General features: G+C 54.8%; 23 protein-coding genes. 7 read left to right on the forward strand and 16 right to left on the reverse strand.

What is annotated here, in order from left to right; translation table 11 throughout:
- Positions 1-88: 88 nt before the first annotated feature.
- From EDC54_RS12935 to ibpA, 3 genes are all read right to left on the reverse strand, one after another.
- The gene (locus EDC54_RS12935; protein ID WP_132456920.1) at positions 89-1,747 is read right to left on the reverse strand and encodes a putative transporter; all 1,659 of its coding nucleotides are present in this window, start codon (positions 1,745-1,747) and stop codon (positions 89-91) included.
- A gap of 157 nt (positions 1,748-1,904) precedes the next feature.
- Positions 1,905-2,360 (reverse strand): small heat shock chaperone IbpB, encoded by a 456-nt coding sequence (ibpB, locus tag EDC54_RS12940; RefSeq protein ID WP_132456923.1) that lies wholly within the window; start codon positions 2,358-2,360, stop codon positions 1,905-1,907.
- A 151-nt stretch (positions 2,361-2,511) separates the two neighbouring features.
- Positions 2,512-2,925: a small heat shock chaperone IbpA gene (gene ibpA / locus EDC54_RS12945; RefSeq protein ID WP_132456926.1), complete on the reverse strand. Its 414-nt coding sequence runs from the start codon at positions 2,923-2,925 to the stop codon at positions 2,512-2,514.
- 258 nt (positions 2,926-3,183) lie between these two features.
- Here ibpA and EDC54_RS12950 point away from each other — a divergent pair, with 258 nt between their 5' ends.
- Positions 3,184-3,540, forward strand: a complete 357-nt coding sequence (locus EDC54_RS12950; RefSeq protein ID WP_132456929.1) for a YceK/YidQ family lipoprotein — start codon at positions 3,184-3,186, stop codon at positions 3,538-3,540.
- Between the two features lie 36 nt (positions 3,541-3,576).
- On the opposite strand, the gene EDC54_RS12955 is transcribed toward EDC54_RS12950, so the two are convergent.
- Positions 3,577-4,857, reverse strand: coding sequence for a DUF3748 domain-containing protein (locus EDC54_RS12955; protein WP_165904312.1), 1,281 nt, complete (start codon positions 4,855-4,857; stop codon positions 3,577-3,579).
- 233 nt (positions 4,858-5,090) lie between these two features.
- Between EDC54_RS12955 and bhsA the strand changes: the two genes are divergently transcribed.
- The 5 genes from bhsA (at position 5,091) to ssuB (ending at position 9,442) form a co-directional block, all read left to right on the forward strand.
- The gene (gene bhsA, locus EDC54_RS12960) at positions 5,091-5,348 is read left to right on the forward strand and encodes a multiple stress resistance protein BhsA (RefSeq protein ID WP_132456932.1); all 258 of its coding nucleotides are present in this window, start codon (positions 5,091-5,093) and stop codon (positions 5,346-5,348) included.
- 342 nt (positions 5,349-5,690) lie between these two features.
- Positions 5,691-6,647 (forward strand): sulfonate ABC transporter substrate-binding protein, encoded by a 957-nt coding sequence (locus EDC54_RS12965; protein WP_165904313.1) that lies wholly within the window; start codon positions 5,691-5,693, stop codon positions 6,645-6,647.
- A gap of 39 nt (positions 6,648-6,686) precedes the next feature.
- On the forward strand, positions 6,687-7,829 hold the full coding sequence (ssuD, locus tag EDC54_RS12970) for an FMNH2-dependent alkanesulfonate monooxygenase (protein ID WP_132456938.1): 1,143 nt from the start codon (positions 6,687-6,689) through the stop codon (positions 7,827-7,829).
- A gap of 9 nt (positions 7,830-7,838) precedes the next feature.
- The gene (gene ssuC / locus EDC54_RS12975; RefSeq protein ID WP_132456941.1) at positions 7,839-8,633 is read left to right on the forward strand and encodes an aliphatic sulfonate ABC transporter permease SsuC; all 795 of its coding nucleotides are present in this window, start codon (positions 7,839-7,841) and stop codon (positions 8,631-8,633) included.
- Entirely contained in the window at positions 8,630-9,442 is an 813-nt protein-coding gene (gene ssuB, locus EDC54_RS12980) for an aliphatic sulfonates ABC transporter ATP-binding protein (protein ID WP_132456944.1), read from the forward strand. Before ssuC ends, ssuB begins: the two co-directional genes overlap by 4 nt.
- 62 nt (positions 9,443-9,504) lie before the next feature.
- Here ssuB and EDC54_RS12985 read toward each other — a convergent pair whose 3' ends face one another.
- From EDC54_RS12985 to EDC54_RS13040, 12 genes are all read right to left on the reverse strand, one after another.
- The gene (locus tag EDC54_RS12985; RefSeq protein WP_132456947.1) at positions 9,505-10,794 is read right to left on the reverse strand and encodes an MFS transporter; all 1,290 of its coding nucleotides are present in this window, start codon (positions 10,792-10,794) and stop codon (positions 9,505-9,507) included.
- Between the two features lie 411 nt (positions 10,795-11,205).
- Complete coding sequence (dgoD, locus tag EDC54_RS12990) at positions 11,206-12,354, reverse strand: galactonate dehydratase (RefSeq protein ID WP_132456950.1); 1,149 nt, start codon at positions 12,352-12,354, stop codon at positions 11,206-11,208.
- A complete protein-coding gene (locus tag EDC54_RS12995; protein WP_132456953.1) occupies positions 12,354-12,968 on the reverse strand; it encodes a 2-dehydro-3-deoxy-6-phosphogalactonate aldolase in 615 nt (204 codons plus the stop codon). Before EDC54_RS12995 ends, dgoD begins: the two co-directional genes overlap by 1 nt.
- A complete protein-coding gene (locus tag EDC54_RS13000; protein WP_132456956.1) occupies positions 12,952-13,848 on the reverse strand; it encodes a 2-dehydro-3-deoxygalactonokinase in 897 nt (298 codons plus the stop codon). The genes EDC54_RS12995 and EDC54_RS13000 overlap by 17 nt, the downstream gene beginning before the upstream one ends.
- Entirely contained in the window at positions 13,845-14,543 is a 699-nt protein-coding gene (dgoR, locus tag EDC54_RS13005; protein WP_132457218.1) for a D-galactonate utilization transcriptional regulator DgoR, read from the reverse strand. The genes EDC54_RS13000 and dgoR overlap by 4 nt, the downstream gene beginning before the upstream one ends.
- Positions 14,544-14,916: 373 nt before the next feature.
- Entirely contained in the window at positions 14,917-16,722 is a 1,806-nt protein-coding gene (locus tag EDC54_RS13010; RefSeq protein ID WP_132456958.1) for an ABC transporter ATP-binding protein, read from the reverse strand.
- 40 nt (positions 16,723-16,762) lie between these two features.
- Positions 16,763-17,671 (reverse strand): ABC transporter permease, encoded by a 909-nt coding sequence (locus EDC54_RS13015; RefSeq protein ID WP_132456961.1) that lies wholly within the window; start codon positions 17,669-17,671, stop codon positions 16,763-16,765.
- Complete coding sequence (locus EDC54_RS13020; RefSeq protein WP_132456964.1) at positions 17,668-18,645, reverse strand: ABC transporter permease; 978 nt, start codon at positions 18,643-18,645, stop codon at positions 17,668-17,670. Before EDC54_RS13020 ends, EDC54_RS13015 begins: the two co-directional genes overlap by 4 nt.
- Complete coding sequence (locus EDC54_RS13025) at positions 18,645-19,616, reverse strand: nucleoside hydrolase (protein WP_132456967.1); 972 nt, start codon at positions 19,614-19,616, stop codon at positions 18,645-18,647. Before EDC54_RS13025 ends, EDC54_RS13020 begins: the two co-directional genes overlap by 1 nt.
- 1 nt (position 19,617) lies before the next feature.
- The gene (locus EDC54_RS13030; RefSeq protein WP_132456970.1) at positions 19,618-20,571 is read right to left on the reverse strand and encodes a nucleoside hydrolase; all 954 of its coding nucleotides are present in this window, start codon (positions 20,569-20,571) and stop codon (positions 19,618-19,620) included.
- A gap of 99 nt (positions 20,572-20,670) precedes the next feature.
- A complete protein-coding gene (locus EDC54_RS13035; protein WP_132456972.1) occupies positions 20,671-21,555 on the reverse strand; it encodes a dihydrodipicolinate synthase family protein in 885 nt (294 codons plus the stop codon).
- A 67-nt stretch (positions 21,556-21,622) separates the two neighbouring features.
- Entirely contained in the window at positions 21,623-23,173 is a 1,551-nt protein-coding gene (locus tag EDC54_RS13040) for an ABC transporter substrate-binding protein (protein WP_132456975.1), read from the reverse strand.
- Between the two features lie 178 nt (positions 23,174-23,351).
- Here EDC54_RS13040 and EDC54_RS13045 point away from each other — a divergent pair, with 178 nt between their 5' ends.
- On the forward strand, positions 23,352-24,248 hold the full coding sequence (locus EDC54_RS13045) for a LysR family transcriptional regulator (protein WP_132456978.1): 897 nt from the start codon (positions 23,352-23,354) through the stop codon (positions 24,246-24,248).
- Positions 24,249-24,394 lie beyond the last annotated feature (146 nt).

Genomic DNA, 24,394 nt, shown 5'->3' on the forward strand with positions numbered 1-24,394 from the left:
CAGTCCGCCAGGTGTTCAACGCCATTGCGTACGTGCGAACACTGTCCAGGTTCAAAGCGCGCGTAAAACAGCATGAATGGATCAGCCCCTAGAGCGTGAGAAACAGCACGGCTAACAGCTGCGGCGACATAATGCGCAGAAACATCGCCAACGGATAAACCGTAGCATAAGACAGCGCAGCCGCACCGCTGGTTGCATGCAGCCCATTAGCAAATGCCAACGCGGGCGGATCGGTCATAGAACCGGCCAACATGCCACACAAGGTCAGATAATTCATCTTACCTACCGCGCGCGCTACAATACCGACAATCAGAAGCGGCACAATGGTAATCAGCGCCCCATAGCCAATCCACCACACCCCATCGCCGTTCAATAACGTTTCGATAAAATCGCCGCCGGATTTCAGCCCCACTACCGATAAAAACAGCACAATACCCAGCTCACGCAGCGCCAGATTCGCACTGGGCGGCATAAACCAGTGAAGCTTACCGATACGACCAATGCGGCCAAGAATCAGAGCCGCCACCAGCGGCCCGCCGGCCAGTCCGAGCCGCAGCGCCACGGGAAACCCCGGGATCATCAGCGGAATGGAACCCAGTAATACGCCCAGCCCAATACCGATAAAGACCGGCAACATCTGCACCTGCTGAAGCTTCTGCTGAGCATTTCCCACGATATCTGCGACGGCATCAATCGCCGCTTTTCGCCCGACTAAATTCAGAATATCACCAAATTGCAGGCTGGCCTGACTGCTGGCGACCAACTCGACGCCAGCACGATTCAGGCGTGAAATCACGACGTCATAATTTTGTTTCAGGTTGAGTTCACGAATTTTACGCCCCAGCACTTTTTCATTCGTTACCACCACCCGTTCAACGTGCAGATCCGTACCACGCGTCGACAGAGAGGTGTCAACTTCATGACCAATGACAAGGCGCGCCTGTTCCAATTCGCTTTTCGCCCCCACCAGATGCAGGTAATCGCCCAGTTGGATGAGCGTTTGCGGCGAGGGCACCATCAGCTCATCGCCGCGCTTCAGGCGGGAACAGACGATCGTATCGCGGTTCAGGATCGGAACGTCCTGTATGGCCAGTCCCTGCAAATTGGCGTTCGTCACTGACACATTCATCGTGTGCAACTGCTCATGGTGCTGACCATTACTGGTTTCAAACTGTTTTGCCTCGCGCTCTACCTCCACGCGGAACAGAATGCGCATCAGCCACATCACCAATAAAATGCCGCAAATCCCCAGCGGATACGCCATGGCGTAACCGGTCCCCATCTGATTGACCAGAGCTTCGTTCAAACCGAGATCGGACAGAATCTGCTGCCCCGCCCCCAGTGACGGCGTGTTGGTCACCGCCCCCGAAAAAATGCCCAGAATGACAGGCAGAGGAACATCAAGCAGTGTATGCAGCAGGACGGTGACCACACAGCCGAGAAAAACCGTCAGCAGAGCAAAAGCGTTGAGGCGCAGACCAGACACGCGCAGGGAGGAAAAAAAACCCGGTCCGACCTGAATACCGATGGTATAAACGAACAGAATCAGCCCGAACTCCTGAATCACGTGCAGCATGTCATCATTCAGTTGAATCTGATACTGTTGAGCAACATGCCCGACGATGATCCCGCCGAACAGCACGCCGCCAATCCCTAAACCGACGCCGTAAATTCGCCAGTTGCCGATCCATAGCCCCAGAACAGACACCAACGCCAACATACTCACGGTAAGCGCAATATCACTCATAGCCATATCCTTAGCGGACGTTTTTATTGGGGAATGTTACTACTGCTGTTTTCGATTTTGGCAGAATGCCGGAGTGGGAAACGTGGCGGGGGACACAAAACCGCGCCCGTTATGGTGCGGGCGCGGGAAATCATCGGTTAAAGATGCGGGTCGCGCGTTATGACGCGTCTTCCACATCAGACTGCTGGCTCAGTACCGGACGGCCACCGCCGATAGCAATCCGCTGCGGCTGCAATGCTTCCGGCACTTCACGCACCAGATCGATGTGCAGCAGGCCATTTTCAAAATGCGCATCGGACACGCGCAGGTGCTCGGCCAGCGTAAAACTTAGCGTGAAGGGTTTAAACACCAACCCTTGATGCAGATATTCCACTTTCTTTTCACTTGGCGTTGGGTTGCCTTTCACGGTAAGGCGTGGGCCTTCCACTTCGATATCCAACTCATTTTGCCGGAAGCCCGCCAGCGCGAGCGTAATGCGATAGTGGTTATCGTCTTTCTTTTCAATATTATAGGGAGGGAAATCCACCGGTTCCTGACCGCTCTGCATTGAACTGGCCAATTTGTCAAAACCGATCCACTGACGCAGTAAAGGTGATAAGTCGTAGTTACGCATAATACTAACTCCTTCTAAGAAGCGAGATAATCATGCCCTGTGGGCATCGTCTGTGCCAGCCACCGTTCAGTCGCTGGCGTCGTCCCCGTTCGGCGAACGAAAATTTAATTCATGGCGTTGCCGTTTCAGGCAATGAGCCCTTCACGCAAATTTATTTGATTTCAATCCGGCGCGGCTTCATCTCTTCCGGCACGACCCGTTCGAGATCGATATACAGCAGCCCGTTTTCCAGATTGGCGCCTTTAACCTGAATATGTTCAGCCAGCTGGAATTTACGCTCGAAGTTGCGCTCGGCGATCCCCTGATACAGGTAGTTGCGAACAACCTGCTCACCAACATGGGCGCCTTTTACAATCAATAAATTGTCATGTGCGGTGATCTCCAGTTCCTGCTCGGCGAAACCTGCAACGGCGATCGCGATACGGTATTGGTTCTCATCGACCAGTTCGACATTGTAGGGAGGATAACCGCCGTTGCTCTGAGTCTGGCCCGTTTCCAACAGGTTAAACAGGCGATCAAAGCCAATTGCGGAACGATAAAACGGAGAAAAATCAGGGGTACGCATAAAACAGCCTCCTAAACTTGCAGCGAGGATTAATTTTTACCTTCCTAAAGGACAGGTTCATAGCCGGAACAAATACCCTGACGGCGTATCTTTTCTCGTGGCTTACTATCAATATGGTGACCCCTCTCAGACTTTCAAGAGGTAAAAGAAGTAAAAAGTGGCCTTTAATACAAAATTCACTCACGCTTTGGGCATTATCACATACACTCAATAATGCGGACTCAGCCCCTGACGACAAGTGCTTAACGGACAGGTAATATGATTTTACTGAAAAACGTATTGTGCTCTTTCATCCTCACCAGCAGTTGCGTAACGGCAATCAGCGGTTGTTCCAGCGTGATGACGCGTACCGGAGGCGATCAGGGATACTATTCTGGCGCACGCGCCAGCATGGACATGCTGCACGACGACAACACCAGTTGGGCAATGCTCCCGCTAGTCGCCATCGACCTACCGTTTTCGGCCGTAGCCGACACCCTGCTGTTGCCTTATGACTATTATCGCGCAGGCAGCGATGAACATGCGCTCTCCACGCATGAACGTATTTTGCTCAGCGAAGAACAAAACCAGACCGCCAGCTCGCAGTTCAGCGCCCTGCCGCATAATCAGCTTTGAGCGTCGCGGCATTGGCAGTGTCCCGATACGGGCTGACTACGCCGCCGCCACGACAAAAAGCTGATTAAAACCGTCGATCTCCCGCATATACGCAATATGCTTCCCATCCGGGGAAAAGACCACGGCATCCCCACTGGGCGCGCGGTCCGTTCTCGGCGTCAGCCGGACTAACTCGCCGTTTTGCGCATCACACAGCATAATGCTGTTATCACACACAAACGCCAGCGAATGCCCTGCGGGATGCCAGCTAAAAGCAGACTGTATACCGAATTTTGCATCGGTTACTTGCCTTGGCTCTCCGCCATTCGGGGAAATGGTCCATAGCTGCACCACGCCCGTCTCATCCCGCATCAGAAAAGCGATCTCACGACCATCAGGCGAGGCTCGCAGCCAATGACGCGGCAGGTTTACCAACCCAGGGTAGCGGCGCTGATGCGTAAAGGTCAGACGCCGTTGTTGCACTCCCGCAGGCGGCGCGGGCATTGACGTGGCCGTTCCCGCCAGCGGTCTTTCCCCTTCTTTGGCGTAATCGTCCAGTTCGTCCGGCAAATCCACAATAAAGACTTCGGGGACTTTCGTTCCGTCCGCTGCGCAAGTATCGCCGATAAAGGCCAGCGCCCAGCGCTGGCGCGAACCATCCCGTCGGATATAGCCTGCCGTTCCTACCCAACCTTCTTCATAAGCACGGTTAATCTCATCGCTGCCGGGCTGCGGTCGGGGCGTCGTTTTGCTGACCAGCACGCAATAGTGGCTGCCGTCATATTCACGCGGATGGCGTTTTGCAACGGTGACGGCCTGTAGCGGCACCGCCACGCCGACATTGCGTAAATCCAATGCCGGATCGCATTCATGCAACACGTGATCGTTATAGGTGAAGCTCAGGCGGCTCGCATCGGGGCTGAAAACGTGGACATGCGTGCCGCCGCGCAGCGCGCCGGCCTGGTAAGGCGGCGTAATCGCCAGTGCATCAAGCGTCATCGCCTTTTCTCGCTGACTATCCGCGACTATCGTCCCGCGGCGGTGGTGGAAATCGTACTGCCAGTCGCTGTCGGGATTTTCCGGCCCGTGAATGAAGACATAGCGCTGCGGCGCCTGCGGGCTACAGGTGACCACGCCGACGTGTGCCCCCGCCGTCGCCCGATAGATCACCTCGGTTTTCAGGCTCTTAAGGTGTACGCGTTCGATTGTCAGCCCTGTGAATGAAGATCCGCCAGGTCTGACATCATAAACCAACCACTCACCATCACAGGAGTAGCAATTAATATTGGTAATTTGATGACCAGCAGCATTAAACGTTATCTGTTTATCAATAAGCAAAACACTACCCCATTTATCAAAAAAGACGCGACAGTTTGTAAAATCTCCGCCAGTTAAAACATAAGACGTTGTTTTATTTTAAAAAAATCCAACAACCTTCATCATTTTTATTCAAAAAAATAGAAAGAGAAGCTCAATAACATCTGTTTTTTAATTCATTAGCATCGGCGTAACATTCTTCCTATCGAGAGGGCAGGCCCTTTCACCTATCAACAAAAAAAGGATAAGACATCATGAAAAACGTAAAAACCATCGCCGCTGCTGTTGTTCTCGCCACCGTCTCTTTCGGTGCTTCTGCCGCTGAGTATGTTTCCCCTTCACAGGCTCAGAATCTGGAAAAAGCCGGTGTCGTTACCGCGACGGCGAAAGACCTCGGCTCGCTACAGGCTAAGCTCGCCATGAAAGCGGAAAAAGCAGGCGCTAAAGCTTATACCATTACGTCTGCGACCGGTAATGACCAGTTGCATGGCTCTGCGGTAATCTACAATTAATGACGATTCTCCCCGACAATGTTCCCGGATAAACCCGTAAAACATTCTGTATTACCCTCTTCCGGTTTGCTTCCTCATCAGAGCAAGCCGGTTTTTTTGCGTGAACGATGACGTTAACTGCGCTGATTTTTAGCATTTCCTCCTTTTGACTATAAAAACGACAAATTGAGATTTAAAAAGCCCGCCCCTCACCTGTTACCTTTATCTCCTGATGTTGCATTTTCTCACCGTAATTTTATTTTTCGTTATAAGGGAAGCATTATGCACGGGCGACGAACAAGAGGATCAACCGCAGAAAGACGTGGAGAGGGAGCGCGCAAAAACGCCGCGTCATGGATGAAAATGACGGGGTGGTTACGTCCAATACCCGTGTTTCTGGCCGCCTGCGTTGCGCTGTTCACGTCCAGCGCCTATGCGCAGGACAGCGTACCGACGCAGTTACGCATCGGTTATCAGAAAGGATCGATCAGTCTGGTGCTGGCAAAATCACACCAACTGCTGGAAGAGCAGTTCCCCAAGACCAAAATCAGCTGGGTTGAATTCCCCGCCGGGCCGCAGATGCTGGAAGCGCTAAACGTCGGCAGCATCGATCTGGGCGGCACGGGCGATATCCCGCCTATTTTCGCGCAGGCCGCGGGGGCTGACCTGCTGTATGTCGGCGCAGAACCCCCTAAACCGGAAGCCGAAGTGATTCTGGTGCGGGAAAACAGCCCGGTAAAAACCGTTGCCGACCTGAAAGGCCGTAAGGTCGCCTTCCAGAAAGGCTCCAGCGCGCATAACACGCTGCTGCGGGCGTTGCAACGCGACGGTCTGACCTTTACCGACATCAAACCCACTTATCTGACCCCGGCTGACGCGCGCGCGGCGTTCCAGCAGGGCAACGTCGATGCATGGGCAATCTGGGATCCCTACTATTCCGCCGCGCTGTTGGAAGGCGGCGTCCGGGTGCTGGTTGACAGCAGCGGGCTGGAGAAAACCGGCTCCTTCTACCTCGCTTCCCGCCCTTATACCGAAGCACACGGCACGTTTATTCGTCAGGTTCTGGACACGCTGACCAAAGCCGACGCATTAACCCTCAGTGACCGGGCGCAAAGCGTCACGCTGCTGGCCAATGCGGTGGGGCTACCGGAAAAAGTGATTGAAACGGCGCTCGATCACCGCCCGCCGACGGCCATTAAGCCGCTGGATGCCGCCACGATCAAGGCGCAGCAATCCACGGCCAACCTGTTTTATGAAAACCGTCTGATCCCCGTGAAGGTCAATATCGCGGAGCGCGTCTGGCAACCCCAAACGCATTAATTCACTTAATACACAGCTTACCGTTCAGGAGAACACGCCATGAGTCTTAACGTATTCTGGTTTCTGCCTACTCACGGAGACGGGCGCTATCTCGGCAGCGCAGAAGGTGCCCGTCAGGTTGACTACAGCTATCTGCAACAGGTCGCGCAAGCCGCGGAACGACAGGGATTCGGCGGCGTCTTATTGCCAACGGGCCGTTCCTGCGAGGATTCCTGGCTAGTGGCGGCATCGCTCATCCCTGTAACGCAGCGGCTGAAGTTTCTTGTCGCCCTTCGCCCCGGCGTGATTTCCCCCACCATCGCCGCACGTCAGGCCGCGACATTGGACAGGTTGTCTAATGGACGGGCGCTATTCAATCTGGTCACCGGCGGCGATCCGGAAGAACTCGCCGCCGAGGGATTGTTTCTCAGTCATGAAGAGCGCTACGAAGCCTCCGCGGAATTCACCCATGTCTGGCGCAGATTATTGGAAGGCGAAACCGTGGATTTCGCGGGCAAACACATTCAGGTAAAAGACGCCAAACTGCTTTATTCTCCCGTGCAGCAACCGCGTCCGCCGCTCTACTTTGGCGGCTCTTCCGAAGCCGCGCAGAATCTGGCCGCAGAACAGGTCGATCTTTACCTGACATGGGGCGAAACACCGGAACAGGTGAAAGAGAAGCTGGCGGAGGTTCGCGCTAAAGCCGCGGCGCAAAATCGAGAGGTACGCTTCGGCATTCGTCTGCACGTTATCGTGCGGGAAACCACGGAAGAAGCCTGGCAGGAAGCCGAGCGGCTGATTTCACATCTTGACGATAAAACCATCGCCGATGCACAGGCGGCGCTGGCACGCTTTGACTCGGTCGGACAGCAGCGAATGGCTGCGCTGCACGGCGGTAAAAAGGAGAATCTGGAGATCAGTCCAAACCTGTGGGCAGGCATTGGTCTGGTGCGCGGTGGCGCGGGTACAGCGCTGGTCGGCGACGGTCCGACGGTCGCCGAGCGCATTCAGGAATATGCCGACCTGGGGATTGATACTTTCATCTTGTCTGGTTATCCGCATCTGGAAGAGGCCTATCGGGTAGGTGAACTGTTGTTCCCGCACCTCAATCTGGTGCAGCAACCGACGCCGCTCCATGCGGTAAACCCTGCCGGAGAAGTGATAGCAAATCGCTATGTGCCGCGTAAGGTTTCACAGAGCTGAGGTAACACCATGGCAAGAACGCATTCTGCGCTGGCACAGCGATTAGCCCCTTTCCTGCTCCCCGTGGCGCTGCTAGTCGCGTGGCAAATCTCGGTTGAATTCGGTTGGCTGTCCAGCCGGATCCTGCCCGCGCCCAGCGCGGTTATTACCGCCGGCTGGTCGCTCATCGTCAGCGGCGAGCTGTGGCGGCATTTGGCCATCAGCGGCTGGCGCGCCCTGATTGGGTTTGCTATCGGCGGGGGGATCGGGCTGGCGCTCGGTTTCATCACCGGGCTGTCTCAATGGGGCGAACGCCTGCTGGACAGTTCGGTGCAGATGATCCGCAACGTCCCCCATCTGGCGTTGATCCCGCTGGTCATCCTGTGGTTTGGCATTGATGAAGCGGCCAAAATCTTTCTGGTCGCACTGGGCACGCTGTTTCCGGTTTATCTCAATACCTATCACGGTATTAAGAATATCGATCGCGGCCTGCTGGAAATGGCGCGCAGCTACGGGTTATCCGGCCTGAGTCTGTTCTATCAGGTGGTGTTGCCCGGCGCATTGCCGTCCATCATGGTCGGCATTCGCTTTGCGCTCGGCTTCATGTGGTTGACGCTGATCGTCGCAGAAACCATTTCGGCCAACGCCGGGATCGGCTACCTCGCCATGAATGCCCGCGAATTTCTGCAAACGGATGTCGTCGTTGTCGCCATCATCCTTTACGCGCTGCTCGGCAAACTGGCCGACCTGAGCGCACAGGGGTTGGAGCGCATTTGGCTGCGCTGGAACCCGGCTTATCAAACGTCATCGGGGGATGCATCATGACCGCTTTTACCGATTCCGCAACGCCACTTCATTCCGCCTCGCCGTTCACCCGAGGTACGCCGCTAGTGCTGGATGCCATCACTAAACGCTATGGCCACCGCACCGTCCTGGATAACGTGCAATTGCACATTCCTTCCGGGCAGTTTGTCGCTATCGTCGGGCGCAGCGGCTGCGGTAAGAGCACGTTGCTGCGCCTGATTGCCGGGCTGGAAGCCCCCAGCAGCGGCGAACTTTTGACGGGTAGTGCGCCGCTTAGCAGCGTAAAAGACGACACGCGACTGATGTTTCAGGAGGCGCGCCTGTTGCCGTGGAAAAAGGTGATCGATAACGTCGGGCTGGGACTGCGCGGCAACTGGCGTGCAAAAGCGCAGGATGCGCTGGCCTCGGTCGGGTTGGCCGATCGCGCCAACGACTGGCCGGCGGCGTTGTCCGGCGGTCAGAAACAGCGCGTCGCACTGGCGCGCGCGCTTATTCACCATCCGCGCCTGCTGCTGTTGGATGAGCCGCTGGGGGCGCTGGACGCCTTAACCCGCATTGAGATGCAAAGCCTGATTGAAAACCTGTGGCTTCAGCACGGGTTCACCGTCCTGCTGGTCACGCACGACGTCTCCGAAGCCATTGCGCTGGCCGACAAGGTCATTTTGATTGAAGAGGGGCGCGTGGGGATGGACATCCAGATCGACCTGCCTCGCCCCCGGCGTCGCGGTTCGGCAAAACTGGCGGAGCTGGAAGCCCGCGTGCTGGAGCGCGTGCTGACGCCGACAACAGCGACAACGGCGACGACGCTGCCTCATAAGGCGGCGATATAACGTCGCAGGCAGGTAAGATGGCGCTTACCTGCCTGTCATAACACCAGTATCAGTATCGCGGATTACCCTACGCGCTCAACCTTGCCGACGAGGAAGATGTAAGACAACGCGCCGATCAAGGCAACGCCCGCAATGTAAGTGAGCGCCGGAGCAAAACCATAATCCTGCGCCAGATAGCCAATGATTAACGGTACCGTGATCCCCCCCAGGCCACCGACAAAGTTGAATACGCCGCCGGTCAGGCCAATCAGACGGATCGGCGCCAGCGATGAGACCAACGACCAGGTGATGGAGGCAAAACCGTTACCGAAGAACGCCACGGCCATCAGCGTCATAATCCACATCGGATCGTTGGTGTAGTTCGCACCCATGATACAAGTGGAAATCAATAAGCCGCAGATAATCGGCGTTTTACGCGCCAGACCGAGCGATTTACCGCTGCGCACCAGACGGTCCGCGACAAACCCGGACAGCAATACCCCTACAAACGCCGCAAGGAAAGGCACAATCGTCATAAAGCCCGCCGTCAAGGCGTTGATCTGTTTTTCCTGCGTCAGATAGTTAGGGAACCACGTCAGGAAGAACCACAACGTCGAGGTGACGGCGAACTGCCCGATATAAACGCCTACCAGTTTGCGGTTAAACACCAGCTTCCAGTCGGCTGCGGTCAACGGCGTGCGCGCCTTTTTCTCGGTCGGCGCATCACCATCGATGATCCCCCCGCCTTCGGCGATATAATCCAGCTCGGCCTGATTGATCCCTTTGCTTTTCTTCGGTGACTGATACACAAAGTGCCAGATGAGCGCCCAGACGATACCAATCCCGCCGGTGACAATAAACACCCAGTGCCAGCTTAAGACTTCCTGAAGCCAGATTAATAACGGCGTGAGGAACGCCAGGCCGACAAACTGGCCGGAAGTATAGAAGCCAACGGCAGAAGCACGCTCCTGTTCAGGGAACCAGCTGGTTACCATGCGGTTGTTCGTTGGAAACGCTGGCGCCTCAAAAAGCCCGGTCACGGCGCGTAAGCCAATCAATGACGCTAAACCGGTAGCAAAACCTTGTAATAAGGTCGCAATCGACCATCCCAGGATGGCGATAAAATAAGTCACCTTGGAACCGACGCGGTCAAGAAACCAGCCGCCCGGGATTTGGCACAGAGTATAGGTCCAGGCAAACGCGGAGAAGATATAGCCCATTTGCGTTTTTGAGATACCAAACTCTTCCTGAATATGGGCCGACGCTACAGCCAGATTGGCCCGATCCACATAGCAGATAACCACCGTAATAAAAATCATCAGTAACGTGAGATAACGGCGTTTTGTAGGACGGGTAGTTAATGTCATATCCATCTTATTTTCCTGTTATTTCTATTTATGCCTGTCATATTACAACTGCATATGCATTGATTGTTCTGAAAATGGAATAAATCAGATTTATTTAACGGGCACGCAGAGTGATCCCCGCTATTTCAACCATCAATAACATGAGCCGTTGACATGCTTTATTTTTTGATTAAACAACCACACATCATCAATATGTTCCCATACCAATCATGTCCTGTTATTTAAAACCCCGGTGATGATGAACGCATAATAAATAGAACCTGAATCTCCCCAACATGAATAAAATAAAACATCCGTCCCTCACAAAATACGCTATTTTGTGATAAACCACGGTCGTTCTATTACGACATGTTGGGGATTCGCGTTATGTATTATCCGTTATTTATATCCTAACGCATTGTATAGGATAAAAATGTATTACCACTCAGCGACAGCGCCGTCAGAATAACGCCACACCGGATTACGCCAGTCCGGCGCATTTTTACTCCGTTCGATAACCAGCTCCTCATTAATTTCCACACCCAGGCCCGGTTTATTCAACGGATAGAAATGGCCGTCGGTCATCGCAAAATCTTCTTTATTGATAACGTAGTCCAGCAACTCCGCGCCTTTATTATAATGAATGCCCATACTTTGCTCCTGGAATACGGCATTACGCGCAACAAAGTCGAGGTGTAAACAGGACGCTAATGCAATGGGACCTAATGGGCAGTGAGGAGCCAACGCCACATCATAAGATTCCGCCATCGCGGCAATTTTAAAACATTCGGTAATGCCGCCCGCGTGAGACAGATCCGGCTGAATAATGGCCAGCCCGCCGTCCGCCAATACGCGTTTAAAATCAAAACGAGAGAACATACGTTCGCCCGCTGCAATCGGCAGGTGGGTTTGCGCCGCCAGACGAGGATAATATTCAGCCTGCTCAGCCAGCACGGGTTCTTCAATGAACAGCGGACGATACGGCTCCAGTTCCTTGATCAAAATTTTCGCCATTGGCGCATCGACACGGCCGTGGAAATCCAGACCGAACTCAATGCTGTTGCCAAAGGCTTCACGGATTTCAGCCACCACCGCCACTGCGGCATCAACTTTGCGTGAGTTATCAATGATGCCCATCTCTTCACAGCCGTTCAGCTTGAAGGTGTCAAAGCCGATAGCCGTCAGTTTCTTGATGCCGTCAATCACGTCCGCCGGGCGATCGCCGCCAACCCAGCTGTAAGCTTTGATTTTATCGCGCACCAGTCCACCCAGTAACTGATAAACCGGCACACCCAACGCCTTGCCTTTGATATCCCACAGTGCCTGATCGATACCCGCGATGGCGCTCATCAGAATCGGGCCGCCGCGATAAAAACCCGCACGGTAAAGGACCTGCCAGATATCATTGATGCGCGCCGGATCCTGACCAATCAGATAGTCGGACAGTTCATGAACGGCGGCTTCCACCGTGCGCGCGCGCCCTTCGATAACCGGTTCACCCCAGCCGACAATGCCTTCATCGGTTTCAATCTTCAGAAACATCCAGCGTGGCGGCAGCCGGTACGTTGTGATTTTGGTAATTTTCATTAAACAGCATCCTTATAGGCGTTAACAAATGCGTGTGCTTTTTGCGCGGTCACTTCGACCGACTGACCGGCTCGATACAGATCGCTGCCTAAGCCGGCACCGATGCAACCTGCACGAAGGTAATCCTTCAGGTTTTCTGGCGTGATACCGCCAACGGCAAAGACGGGGATTTCTTTTGGCAACACCGCTTTCAACGCTTTGATGTAGTCCGGCCCAAACGCCGATGACGGGAAAATCTTCAGCGACGACGCCCCGGCCTCCAACGCCGCGAAAGCTTCAGTCGCGGTGGCGCAGCCTGGGCAGACCGTCATGCCGTAACCCACCGCCCGGCGAATCACCTCGGGAGAAATGTTGGGGGTAACCACCAGCTTGCTGCCAATTTCCTGTAATTTATCGACATTTTCGGCTTTTAAGACCGTCCCGGCGCCGATCAGGGCGCGGGTGCCAAAATGTTCCACCGCCAATTGAATACTGTCATACGGATTCGGCGAATTCAGCGGGATCTCCACCGCATCGAATCCGGCATCCAGCAGCGCCGCGACATGTTCCAGCACCTCATCCGGCGTGATACCGCGCAGAATGGCAATCAAGGGAAGATTAGTATTCCAGTTCATTAACAATGCTCCTTATTCCTGCCTGAAAAGCGCGATCGCCGTCCAACGGCTGCCAGCGTAATCCGGCTTGTTGTAATGCCTGCTCATAGCGCGTCGTGAGCGCAGGGGAGCCGATGACCGTGATCACATCACCCGCCGCGACCTGATAGTGGCGCTGCATTTGTGAGACTTCGTTGCCAATCAGCAGTCCTGACAGCCAGTCGCTAACGGCGCTTTTCTCCAGACGTCCCAGCACGTGCGCCGCACGGGTTTCAAACAGGCAGCGGATAATGTTGTCGTCGGCAAAACCCAGTGCCAACCCTTGCTGGAAAGCCTCAGGGGACGGCTGCTGCTCGGTTAGCCCCACGCCAATTAACGACTGCGTCATCAGCAGGTGGTGCAGCTCGCCGGTCATCACCGTGCGGAAATCCAGCACGGTGCTGTCATCCGCCCGCACCCATTTGGAGTGGGTTCCCGGCATTAAATAAAGAGAAGAAGGACATTCGCTATACGCGCCAATCAGCTGGGTTTCTTCACCGCGGATCACATTGCAGTTGTCGTCCTGCGCAATGCTCAGCCCCGGCACGATCCAGGCCGCCAGCGGCCGGGCTTCTTCCACGCGCGTCAGGCGATGGGCGACATCCGTCAGACGGGTCGGACATGACAAATACGGCACGGAAAGCCAGCCCGCATTGCTGCCGATCATGCCCGCCATGACGACAGGCACGTTGTGTTGTTGCCACGGCGCAACGATCTGCTGAAAAACCTGCTGCGGCGTCTGGCCGTTCAAGCGTGTCACGCCCGCTTCAGACTTCACGCTGTCGACACAGGCGCCGTCCAGATACAGCCATGCCCTCAGGTTGGTCGAACCCCAGTCAACGGCGATATAGCTTTCACTCATGTAATATCCTTTAACCGTTTGGTTGAGCTGGCGATCATGGTCAATGCCGCCCGCTCCGCTGCTTCAATATCCTGATGCCGAATGGCATCGTAGAGATCCTGATGCTCACGCAATGTCCGTGGCATGTTGTCTTCATCCGGCATATAAGTGCGTTCAAACACCGCGCGCTGCAATGAACTGATCGCCACACTCAGTTGCTGTAGTACCGGGTTGTGCACCGCGGCCAATACCGCCTCATGGAAGCGAATATCCGCTTCATTAAACGCATCACGCTGTTGATGGTTAGCGATCATGTCGTTGAGCGCCGCTTCAATCACCGCCAGCTCGCTTGACGTCGCCCGCTCAGCCGCCCAGCGTGCGATGGTGGGCTCCACCAGATTACGCACCTCGCTCATCGCACTAATCAGACACGGGTCGTCGTCACTGGCCAAAACCCATTGCAGCACATCGGTATCCAGGTAGTTCCACTGGTTACGCGCGGCCACAAACGCGCCGCGATACCGCTTCACTTCCACCAGCCTTTTCGCCATCAACGCCCGGAACACTTCACGAATGATGTTACGGGACGTCTGGAACTCTTCGCATAGCTCAGCCTCTGAAGGTAACGGCGTGCCCGGCGCATATTTGCCGCCAACGATCTGTTGCCCGATATCCAGAATGATACGGTCAGTTTTACTGAGTTCATGCTTACTCATCATCACCTCAACGAGACAAAACGGATTGATATCACAGCACTTACTTTACTCGCCATGCCGCTTCGCGTCGTCGAACTGTTGCACAATAACCGCATCCTTCCTGCTTTCCTTGCCTCAATTGTAGTACCATTATTATATGTTGTACTACAATCTGGATCACAAAACAGACAATTAATACAACTTTGCAACATCATGCGTTACCGGATTTCAACATCCAGTGGAATTGAGCCGCGTGAGACGGGCAGGCGGAGAAAGCTCGCCGGAGCAGCAAGAGGGAAAGAAAAGATAAGAAGAAAAAGAATGGCGGTTCAGGCCATACGCAATGCGCACACAAAAGAACCGCCATTAATGGCAAACTCAGATAAGGGTAAAGCTACGCCTGTTCCAGTACGAAATGCCCCTCTCCGACCTGCTTATAGCGACGCGCAGGAGGACGGAAATCGGGGGAACGCACCGGGCTACGTAGTTCATCATTGGTGATATTGCGCACCGGGCGGGCCTCAGGATCGGGCACCGGCACCGCAGCAATCAGACGTCGGGTATAATCATGCTGAGGGTTGTCGAAGATCGCCGAACGCGGTCCAATTTCGACGATCTCCCCCAGATACATCACCGCCACGCGGTGGCTGATGCGTTCAACCACCGCCATATCGTGCGAAATAAACAGGAATGCCAGCCCCAGGCTTTGCTGGAGATCCAGCATCAGGTTGATCACCTGCGCCTTGACGGACACATCCAGCGCCGACACGGATTCATCGGCAATAATCACTTTCGGCTCCAGAGCCAGCGCACGCGCGATACACACGCGCTGCCGCTGCCCGCCGGAGAACTGGTGCGGAAAACGCGCCGCCATCTCACTCGATAGCCCCACCTGCTCCAGCAGTGCGCTCACCCGGACATCGACATCCTGCCGGGTCGCCAGACCGTGCAGCAACATCGGTTCGGCAATCGCTTCGCCCACCCGCATACGCGGATTCAGGCTTTCATACGGATCCTGAAACACCATCTGAATCTGCCGCCGCAGGTCGGTCAGTTCACGCTTATCCGCCGTCAGGATACTTTTGCCCATCAGTTGAATATCGCCGCCGACGGCCTCATTGAGACGGATAATTGACCGGCCAGTAGTGGATTTACCGCAGCCCGACTCCCCAACCAGCGCCAGCGTTTCTCCCGGCCAGAGATCGAACGAGACATTCTCCACCGCATGCACCCGCCCGGACAGGCGACGGAAAAAACCTGCCCGAATATCAAATCGCGTGACCAGGTTTTTTACCGCCAGCACCGGCGCATCGCCAGAGATGGTATTCACCGCCTCCGGCGCTGGCTGGCGCTCACCCGTGTTGATATCAATCAGCGGGAAACGTTGCGGCCAGGCACTGCCGGACATTGAGCCCAATTTGGGTACGGCGGACAGCAACATGCGGGTATAGGGCTGTTGTGGATGATGAAAAATCTCCCGCGTGGTCGCATTCTCCACCATTTCGCCTTGATACATCACCAGCGTGCGATCGGAGACTTCCGCCACCACGCCCATGTCGTGGGTGATAAACAGTACCGACATCCCTTCTTCTTCCTGAAGGGTTTTTATCAACGTCAGAATTTGTGCCTGGATCGTGACGTCCAGCGCCGTGGTCGGTTCATCGGCGATTAGCAGTTTGGGGTGGCAGGCCAACGCTATCGCAATCACCACCCGCTGACGCATCCCGCCGGAGAAGCTTTGCGGATACTCATTCAGCCGTGACTTCGCCGCCGGAATACGCACCTTTTCCAGTAGCCGCACCGCTTCGGCACGCGCTTCCGTTGTGCTCATGCCGCGATGACGACGCAGCACTTCCGTAATCTGGTAGCCGATGGGCAGAACCGGGTTCAGGCTGGTCATCGGTTCCTGAAAAATCATGCCGATACGGTTGCCACGCACGTCCTGCATCGCTTTATTCGACAGCGACAGCAGCTCGGTGTCGCCGAACCGGATCTGACCGTCAATCCGGCTTTGACCGGGCGGCAGCAAGCGCATGATGGATTTCGCCATCACGCTTTTCCCTGAACCGGATTCTCCCACCACGGCGACCGTCTCTTTCTCGCCAATCGTGAAGGATAAATCCCGCACGACGTTCATCCACTCGCCGTTCACCTGAAAAGCCGTGGTCAGATGCGAAACGGACATAATCGGTGCCGTCATGTGTTCGTTGCCCCTTGTTTCCACACGTTGCTCCATAGGATTAGTTCCGTGGGTTGAGGATGTCGCGCAGCGCATCCCCGACCAGATTGATCGCCACAATCAGCAACAGCAGCGTCAGCCCCGGAAAGAAACTGATCCAATAGTCGCCCGACATCAGGTACTCAAACCCGTTGGCGATCAGCAGCCCCAGCGACGGTTCCGTCACCGGCAGGCCGATCCCCAAAAACGAGAGCGTGGCTTCCAGCATGATGGCGTAAGCGATGCGCATCGTCGCCACCACGATCAGCGGCGCCAGACAGTTCGGTAAAATATGGCGAAACAGGATGCGACGGTTGGACAGCGCCATACTGCGCGCGGCGTCCACGTAGCTGCGGCGACGCTCCACCAGCGCTGAACCGCGGATCGTCCGCGCGTAGTAAGCCCACTGAGTCACGACCAGCGCGAGAATAATTTTATCGACCCCTTGTCCCAGCACCGCCAGCAGAATCAGCGCAATCAGGATGGGGGGAAAACTGAGCTGGATATCGACAATGCGCATGATTGTCGCATCCGTTTTCCCGCCGACGTAGGCGCTAATCAGCCCCAGCGAAGCACCGATCAGTAGCGCAAACACCGCGCTGGAGAAGCCCACCATCAGGCTGATTCGGGTGCCATACAGAATAGCGCTGAACAGGTCGCGCCCCTGATCGTCCGTCCCCAGCCAATACGTCATGCCCGCCATGCTCTCCGCCCCTGGCGCGAGCCGACCGTCCATGATGTCGAGCTGCATCAGATCGTAGGGATCCTGCGGCGACAGAAGCGGGGCAAACAGCGCCAGCAGCACGAAAACCGCCAGTGTCATCAGGCCGAACCGCGCCAGCCGATCGTGAATCAGCGCCATCACGACGCGCATGACCGGATGGACGGTTTTTGGCACGGCCGCAGGCTGGTGTATCGTATTCCCTGTCATCCCTTGTCTCCTCCCAGCCGCACGCGCGGATCGACCAGCACATACAGCAAATCGACCAGCAGGTTAATCACGCTGAACATCACGACGGTAATCATCAGGTAAGCCAGGATCACCGGACGGTCGAGTACGGCGATCGCATCGATAATCAGCTTGCCCATGCCCGGCCAGGCATAGATGGTTTCCGTCACGACGGCGAACGCGATCAGCGATCCCAGCTCCAGCCCCAATACGGTAATCAGCGGGATCAGCGTGTTGCGCAGCACATGCACCAGTACGATACGGGTTTCCGACAGCCCTTTCGCGCGGGCAAACTGCACATAGTCCTGTTGCAGGCACTCCATCACCCCGGCGCGCATCAGGCGGATCACCAGCGAGATTTTAAACAGCGCAAGGTTAAAGGCGGGCAAAAGCAGGTGTTCCAGACCATCGCGCGTCAGAAAACTGAAAGGAATACCGAACAATTCCTGCGTATCGCCCCGGCCAGAAGAAGGCAGCCAGCCGAACTTCACGCTGAACAGCATGATCATCACCAGCCCGATCCAGAATGTCGGCAGGCTAAAGCCCAGAATAGAGAAGGTCATGATGGATTTAGATACCGCGCTGTCCGGCTTCAGACCCGCGTAAATCCCCAGCGGAATACCGACAATCAGCGCCATCGCAAACGCCACCATCGCCAACTCAAGCGTCGCGGGCATGCGCTGAAAAATCAGCGTCAGCGCAGGTTGGTTAAAGATAAAGGAGTTGCCCATGTCGCCCTGCAAGGCGTTCCAGACAAACCGCCCGTACTGCTCCCAGACCGGCTTGTCCAGACCAAAGGACTGAATCACCGCCAGCCGCTCCGCTGGCGTCGCCGTCGCGCCCAACAACATATCGACCGGATTACCGACCAGATAGACCCCCACAAACACCAGCACTGACATCACCGCCAGCGTTAACAGCGTTTGTCCGATTCGGCTGAGCAGGTAGGCGACCATTAGCGCCCCCCGGAACCATTTCTGGCTTCCATATCATAGCGGCGCAGGCGTTCGGCAAGCAGGGCGAGAAACCCTTGTTCGTCGATGTCCCGCATGACCAGCGCATTGTCCGGTTCATTCAGTTTGTGATAGAAATCGGCAAAGGTGTAACCCGCCGTCTGACCGGTGACTTGCACACCGACACGGGCAGACGCTGAATGAAACAGTTCGGGTTTTAACAGCCACGCAATCACGGTGGCATCATGAATCGGGCCACCGTCACGGCCAAAGCGTTTGACTTCATTACGATCGAACGTGCGCAGCAACGCCGCCATCGCCTTGCCCGGCGCGCCGCCATGACGTTCGATATCGTCAACCTGTTCCTTCTGAATAAGCGCCTGAAAGGTCATATCCAGCGGCATAATCACCACGGGAACGCCGGAAGAAAAAACAATTTCCGCCGCGTGCGGATCGGCATAGACGTTAAAGTCGGCCCACGGCACGCGGTTCCCCAAGGCGGTAAAGGCGCAGCTCATGGAAACAATCTGTTTAATGCCGCGTGCGACATCGGGGTGGAAACGCAACGCCAGCGCCAGATTGGTCATTGGCCCCAGCGCGCAAATCGTAATGGGATGATCCTCCGCCGCCGCCTGTCGCGTCATCCGCACCAGAAAATCGACGGCGTGTTCCTGTTCAGGCAGCAACGCGCTATCCGGCACCCAGTCCGGGGAAAACGCGCCGATATGGGCATATTTACCGAAAACTTGATCGCGGATCAGCGGACGCGCAGCGCCGGCAAAAATCGGCACATCGTCTCTTCCGGTCAGGCCGACGATTTTGCAGGCGTTCGCCAACGTCGCCTCAAGCGGAACATTGCCCGCCACGGCAGTGATGCCGAGTATGTCCAGTTCGGGTGAAGCCAATGCCAGCCAGAGGGCTATCGCATCGTCGACGCCGGGATCGGTATCAATAATAATCCGCTCTTGAACCATGTCAGCTCCCCTCCCCATAACGACTCAGTAGATCGACAAACAGCTCGACGACCCATTCGGCATCAACCCCGGTCACAACATCGACATTCGGCTGACGTTCGGTTTTGCCGTACCAGTCGGCAACGGTTTGCCCCATACACAGCTCGCTTTCCTGCTCGATGTAAACGCTGGCTTTTTCCGTCGTGAAATACTGCGGCGCCAGCACCCAGGCAATCACCAGCGGATCGTGCAACGGGCCGCCGCGTGAGCCATAACGACGAATATCGTTACGATCCCAGAACGCCATCATTTCCCCCAGCGGCGCGGCAATGCGCCCGGAGACCGCAATAAAGCGCGCCACTAACTCTGGGGTTAAAATCACCTGATGCGTCACGTCCAGCGGCAACGCGACGATCGCAATCGACGAATCAAACACCACCTTCGCCGCTTGCGGATCGGCGAGCATATTGAATTCAGACGTCAGGCTACGGTTGCCCGCTTCGCGGTATGCGCCGCCCATCATCACAATTCGCGCAATGCCGTCAGCAATGTCAGGAACCATACGCAATGCCATCGCCACATTGGTTAACGGCCCGAGCGTACAGATCGTCATCGGCTGTCCGTCAGCCGCCGCTTGCCGGCACTGCTCGATAATAAAATTCACGGCATGCCGGGATTCAGGCTGCTTTTGCGGCGCAGGCAACACCGTCTTGCCCAGCCCGCTTTCGCCGTGGAACTGACCGTGGATCGGCGTGCGCAACAGAGGACGATGACAGCCGGCAAAAACGGGGATATCCGTCCGCTGGCCCAGCTCAACAATTTGCAGAGCATTTCGCACCGTTTTTTCCAACGGCTGGTTGCCGCACACCGCGCAAATACCACGAATATCCAACCCAGGCGCGACAAAGGCGCTTAATAACGCAATTGCATCATCTATCCCCGGATCACAATCAATAATAATCGGTAACACATTCATCTTACGATGATTCCTTTTCTCTTTTTAATCCGTACGACCAGATTTCAGGGCGCAATATACCCGCGCCTTACAGCGTGTAACAGGATAAATCAGCTTACATCAGAGGGACTCGACAGATGCCAGAGCGTCGGCAATCTCTTTACGCGCATTTTCACCCAGCGGCTGCTGAGGCGGCAACGGATCGCCAACCGCAAACCCCTGCAATTGCAGCGCCGCTTTGATGCAACCGGCAATAGAATAACGAGCGAAGATTTCATTAATGCGCCACAGCGGACGCTGAATTTCCATCGCTCGATTCCAGTCGCCCGTTCGGGCGGCTTCATACAAAGCAATGCTCTGTTTGGGAACGATACACGCCGGGCCCGCCATCCAACCCACGCCGCCAATGAGCATCACACAGGCGGGAATATGGGCAGAGGCGGAGAAGACATCCATTCGACCACGGGTACGTTCGATGATGGAAAGCAAGCGCCCGGTGTTGGTTGAGGCGTCTTTGATATAGCGAATATTTTCAACATGACTCAGACGTTCAATGACGGGCAAACTCAAATCAGAACGCTGAAACTGAGGGTTGGTGTAAAGCACCACAGGTTTACCCTGCGCCGCCTCGGCAATCGCACGAAAATAGTGCTCGACGCCTTCATCGTTCAGCGGGAAGTAGGCTTCCAGCACGGCGAGAATGCCATCCGCACCCAGTTCGATATAACGTCGCGTTTGCTCGACGGCATCCTGAATCGTCGTCGACGCGACGCCGGCGATCACCGGCACACGACCGGCGGTCGTCTCAATGACCGTTTTGACCACATCCAGACGTTGTGAAGCAGAGAGGTAGGCGAATTCACCGGTGCTACCCAGCGGCACTACGCCATGTACCCCGCATTGAATCAGGTGTTCGGTGAGCTGTGCCAGAACAGGCTTATCTACCTGACCATCGGGTCTGACGGGGGACACCAGATAGGGAAAAACACCGCTAAACGTCTTCACACGGCTCTCCTTGTTATCGGTAATAGGGGTGAAGCGTCACCCCTTTGGGTTCATAACGGGAAGGTAACTATTGCGCGGAACGGACAAAGTAAGGCAGCGTGTAGGCATCCGAACGGCCTACATATGTATATTGCTTTTTCATCGCCCAGGTGTTGGACAGGAACATCACCGGAATGACCCCCAGCTCATCCATGCCGATATTCATCGCTTCGGCCAGCAGCGCCTCACGTTTCGCTTCATCCAACGTAGAACGCGCTTCATTCAGCTTTTTATCGAAGGCAGGATTGGAATAGCGGCCACGGTTCCCCTGTCCTGCATGGGGGCCAAAGGTTTCCAACAATGGCCCCAATACGCCAGAGGCTTCCCCGGTTTCAATCGCCGCGCCGCCCATAATCAAACTGAACTCCTGACGGGAAGCGCGTGAAAAATACACACTGCCGGGCATCGTAACCACTTCGGTTTTAATGCCGACACGTGTAAACATTTGGCCAATGGCCTGAGCAATTTTAGAATCATTAGGATAACGGTCATTCGACGCGTGGAAGGTCAGCGTGAAGCCGTTGGGGTAACCCGCCGCCGCCAGTTCCTGTTTGGCTTTCTCCGGGCTATAAACCGGCGCAGGAATGGAGGCGGAATACCCGAAATACCCCTTCGGCACAAGCTGAGAGGCAACAACAGCCTGCCCCTCCATCACACGGTCGACGATGGCCTGGCGATTAATCGCTAAAGACATCGCCTGACGTACGGCTTTTTTAAGTAATGGATTTTTACCATCAGGACCTTTGGCGAACGGTGATCCGTCTCTTTGTTGGTCCATGTGCAGATAAATAACACGATTCCCTGGTGTTGAAATCGTTTTTAACTGCTGATTTTTCTCAATATTACGGCTGTCGGCTGTTGGAACGTTTTCAATCATGTCCACATCACCGGATAACATTGCTGCTACACGCGCACTGCTATTTTTAAATACGCGGACCGTCACGTTGTCCCATTCGGCTTTTCCTCCCCAGTAATCATCGTTACGAGCAAGGACTACCCGATCGTCCGGCACCCAGGAAACAAATTTGAATGGCCCTGTACCAATCACCTCTTTTCCTGAATTCAACGTTTCCGTTGGGACGTTCTCAAGTCGAGCGGGCAAAATGGAAACCCGACTTAAATTATTCAGCAGCAGCGGCGAAGCCTCTTTTGTCTTAATCCGCACCGTGAGTGGATTAACTTCTGTTACTTCAGCAATATCGCTGACGTATGGTGCGTAAGAACTCGGGCTGTTTTTCGATGCCAGCGCAATACGTTTAATGCTGGCAATCACATCTTTCGCCGTAAAATCACTGCCGTCGTGAAATTTAACGTCAGGACGTAAAGCAAATTCCCACGTCTTGTCGTCAATCACTTTCCAATCGGTTGCCAGGGCAGGTTTAATCTGCTGTTTTTCATCCTGTACAACCAAACCGTCAAAAATATTTCGCGCCATGGCGCTATTCGCTCCCCCCACATAAAATTGCGGATCCATCGATGTGGTGGAGGAAGCCAGACCGATATTCAGATCTGCGCTATAAACCCAAGGTGAAGATGAAAATAAAACGGTAAATAATAACGCCAGCGTTGATTTCTTCATTCACTAACCCTCTATTCCATGATTGAGTACTAATGAAGTGTATTAAATATTATGAATTTGAGTCTATGCGCCCGGTAGGATAATTAAAAATCGTATTTTGTGTTAAATTGATAACAAAACATTATGTGTCTCGTTTTGTCGTCAGCCAAAAGGAAGAGGCCAAACGTGAGGATTAAAAATGCGAATAAATCCCCGTCAGGTTGAAGCTTTCCATAAAGTGATTCTTACCGGAAGCATCACCGCCGCCGCCAACATGATGTACATCACTCAACCCGCCGTCAGCCGCCTGATTCGGGACTTTGAAGACGCGCTCAATCTGACGCTGTTTGACAGAGACGGGCGCGGCCTGATCCCGCGCGCGGAAGCGATGAAGCTGTATCGGGAAGTGGAGCGTCTTTATTTGGGGCTGGATCACATTGGGATGATCGCCGACGAAATTCGTCACGCCAGAGGCAGCGTGCTGCGTATCGCCGCCGTTCAGGCGCTCTCGTTTGTTTGTTCCGATCAGGTGTTGCCAACCTTACTCAAGAAATATCCCGATCTTTCCCTGTTTTTAGACATCGAAAGCACCAGCCGGATTACGGATGCCATCGCCAGCAATCAGTATGACATCGGCTTTATTTTCGGCCAGCCGGGCGCCAAAGGGCTAGAGGCAGAACCCTTGGCCAACATCAGTGCCGTGGCGGTGCTCGCCATCGATCACCCTCTTGCGCAAGCGGATGAAATTACGCTGTCCGACCTGGCCAGGAGCCGCGCTATTCTACCCGGCAGAACCACGCCGCTGCGGGCGCAAATCGATATTTCCATCAGGAAAGAGCAAAGCTATCTGCATAACCCTATCGAAACCTCAATGATTAACTGCTGCGTGCTGGCATCGCGAAACGTCGGCATCGGCGTCGTGGATTTTATTACTGCCCTGAACAGCCCTTCGCCGATTGTCGTCAAGCCGTTCAATCCGGATATCGAAATGGTATATTGCGCGGTATATCCTCCGCAAATTCCCCGCAGCCAGATGGTTAATCGCGTCACTCAGGTGATGAAAGAGAAAATAGCGGCCAGCCTGGCATTGAAATAATATCGGGCCAAAAGCATGATTTATTTTTTTAATACAGCGATTAAATAAATGCCTTTTGAATTGATTTAAAAAAAATAATTATCATGAAAATCATTAAGACATAAAAATAGCCATCATCGATGGCTATTCAAACAAACATATTGTCT

The organism is Samsonia erythrinae (genome assembly GCF_004342665.1).
Lineage (GTDB): Bacteria > Pseudomonadota > Gammaproteobacteria > Enterobacterales > Enterobacteriaceae > Samsonia > Samsonia erythrinae.

Coding starts and splice junctions, on each gene's coding strand:
- EDC54_RS13040 (WP_132456975.1), bottom strand. CDS start 23,173: ATGAAGAAATCAACGCTGGCGTTATTATTTACCGTTTTATTTTCATCT.
- EDC54_RS13025 (WP_132456967.1), bottom strand. CDS start 19,616: ATGGTTCAAGAGCGGATTATTATTGATACCGATCCCGGCGTCGACGAT.
- EDC54_RS12995 (WP_132456953.1), bottom strand. CDS start 12,968: ATGAACTGGAATACTAATCTTCCCTTGATTGCCATTCTGCGCGGTATC.
- bhsA (WP_132456932.1), top strand. CDS start 5,091: ATGAAAAACGTAAAAACCATCGCCGCTGCTGTTGTTCTCGCCACCGTC.
- ssuC (WP_132456941.1), top strand. CDS start 7,839: ATGGCAAGAACGCATTCTGCGCTGGCACAGCGATTAGCCCCTTTCCTG.
- dgoD (WP_132456950.1), bottom strand. CDS start 12,354: ATGAAAATTACCAAAATCACAACGTACCGGCTGCCGCCACGCTGGATG.
- ssuD (WP_132456938.1), top strand. CDS start 6,687: ATGAGTCTTAACGTATTCTGGTTTCTGCCTACTCACGGAGACGGGCGC.
- EDC54_RS13010 (WP_132456958.1), bottom strand. CDS start 16,722: ATGACGGCACCGATTATGTCCGTTTCGCATCTGACCACGGCTTTTCAG.
- EDC54_RS12985 (WP_132456947.1), bottom strand. CDS start 10,794: ATGGATATGACATTAACTACCCGTCCTACAAAACGCCGTTATCTCACG.
- EDC54_RS12935 (WP_132456920.1), bottom strand. CDS start 1,747: ATGAGTGATATTGCGCTTACCGTGAGTATGTTGGCGTTGGTGTCTGTT.
- dgoR (WP_132457218.1), bottom strand. CDS start 14,543: ATGAGTAAGCATGAACTCAGTAAAACTGACCGTATCATTCTGGATATC.
- ssuB (WP_132456944.1), top strand. CDS start 8,630: ATGACCGCTTTTACCGATTCCGCAACGCCACTTCATTCCGCCTCGCCG.
- EDC54_RS13030 (WP_132456970.1), bottom strand. CDS start 20,571: ATGAATGTGTTACCGATTATTATTGATTGTGATCCGGGGATAGATGAT.
- ibpB (WP_132456923.1), bottom strand. CDS start 2,360: ATGCGTAACTACGACTTATCACCTTTACTGCGTCAGTGGATCGGTTTT.
- EDC54_RS13015 (WP_132456961.1), bottom strand. CDS start 17,671: ATGACAGGGAATACGATACACCAGCCTGCGGCCGTGCCAAAAACCGTC.
- EDC54_RS12965 (WP_165904313.1), top strand. CDS start 5,691: ATGACGGGGTGGTTACGTCCAATACCCGTGTTTCTGGCCGCCTGCGTT.
- EDC54_RS13000 (WP_132456956.1), bottom strand. CDS start 13,848: ATGAGTGAAAGCTATATCGCCGTTGACTGGGGTTCGACCAACCTGAGG.
- EDC54_RS12950 (WP_132456929.1), top strand. CDS start 3,184: ATGATTTTACTGAAAAACGTATTGTGCTCTTTCATCCTCACCAGCAGT.
- ibpA (WP_132456926.1), bottom strand. CDS start 2,925: ATGCGTACCCCTGATTTTTCTCCGTTTTATCGTTCCGCAATTGGCTTT.
- EDC54_RS13045 (WP_132456978.1), top strand. CDS start 23,352: ATGCGAATAAATCCCCGTCAGGTTGAAGCTTTCCATAAAGTGATTCTT.
- EDC54_RS13020 (WP_132456964.1), bottom strand. CDS start 18,645: ATGGTCGCCTACCTGCTCAGCCGAATCGGACAAACGCTGTTAACGCTG.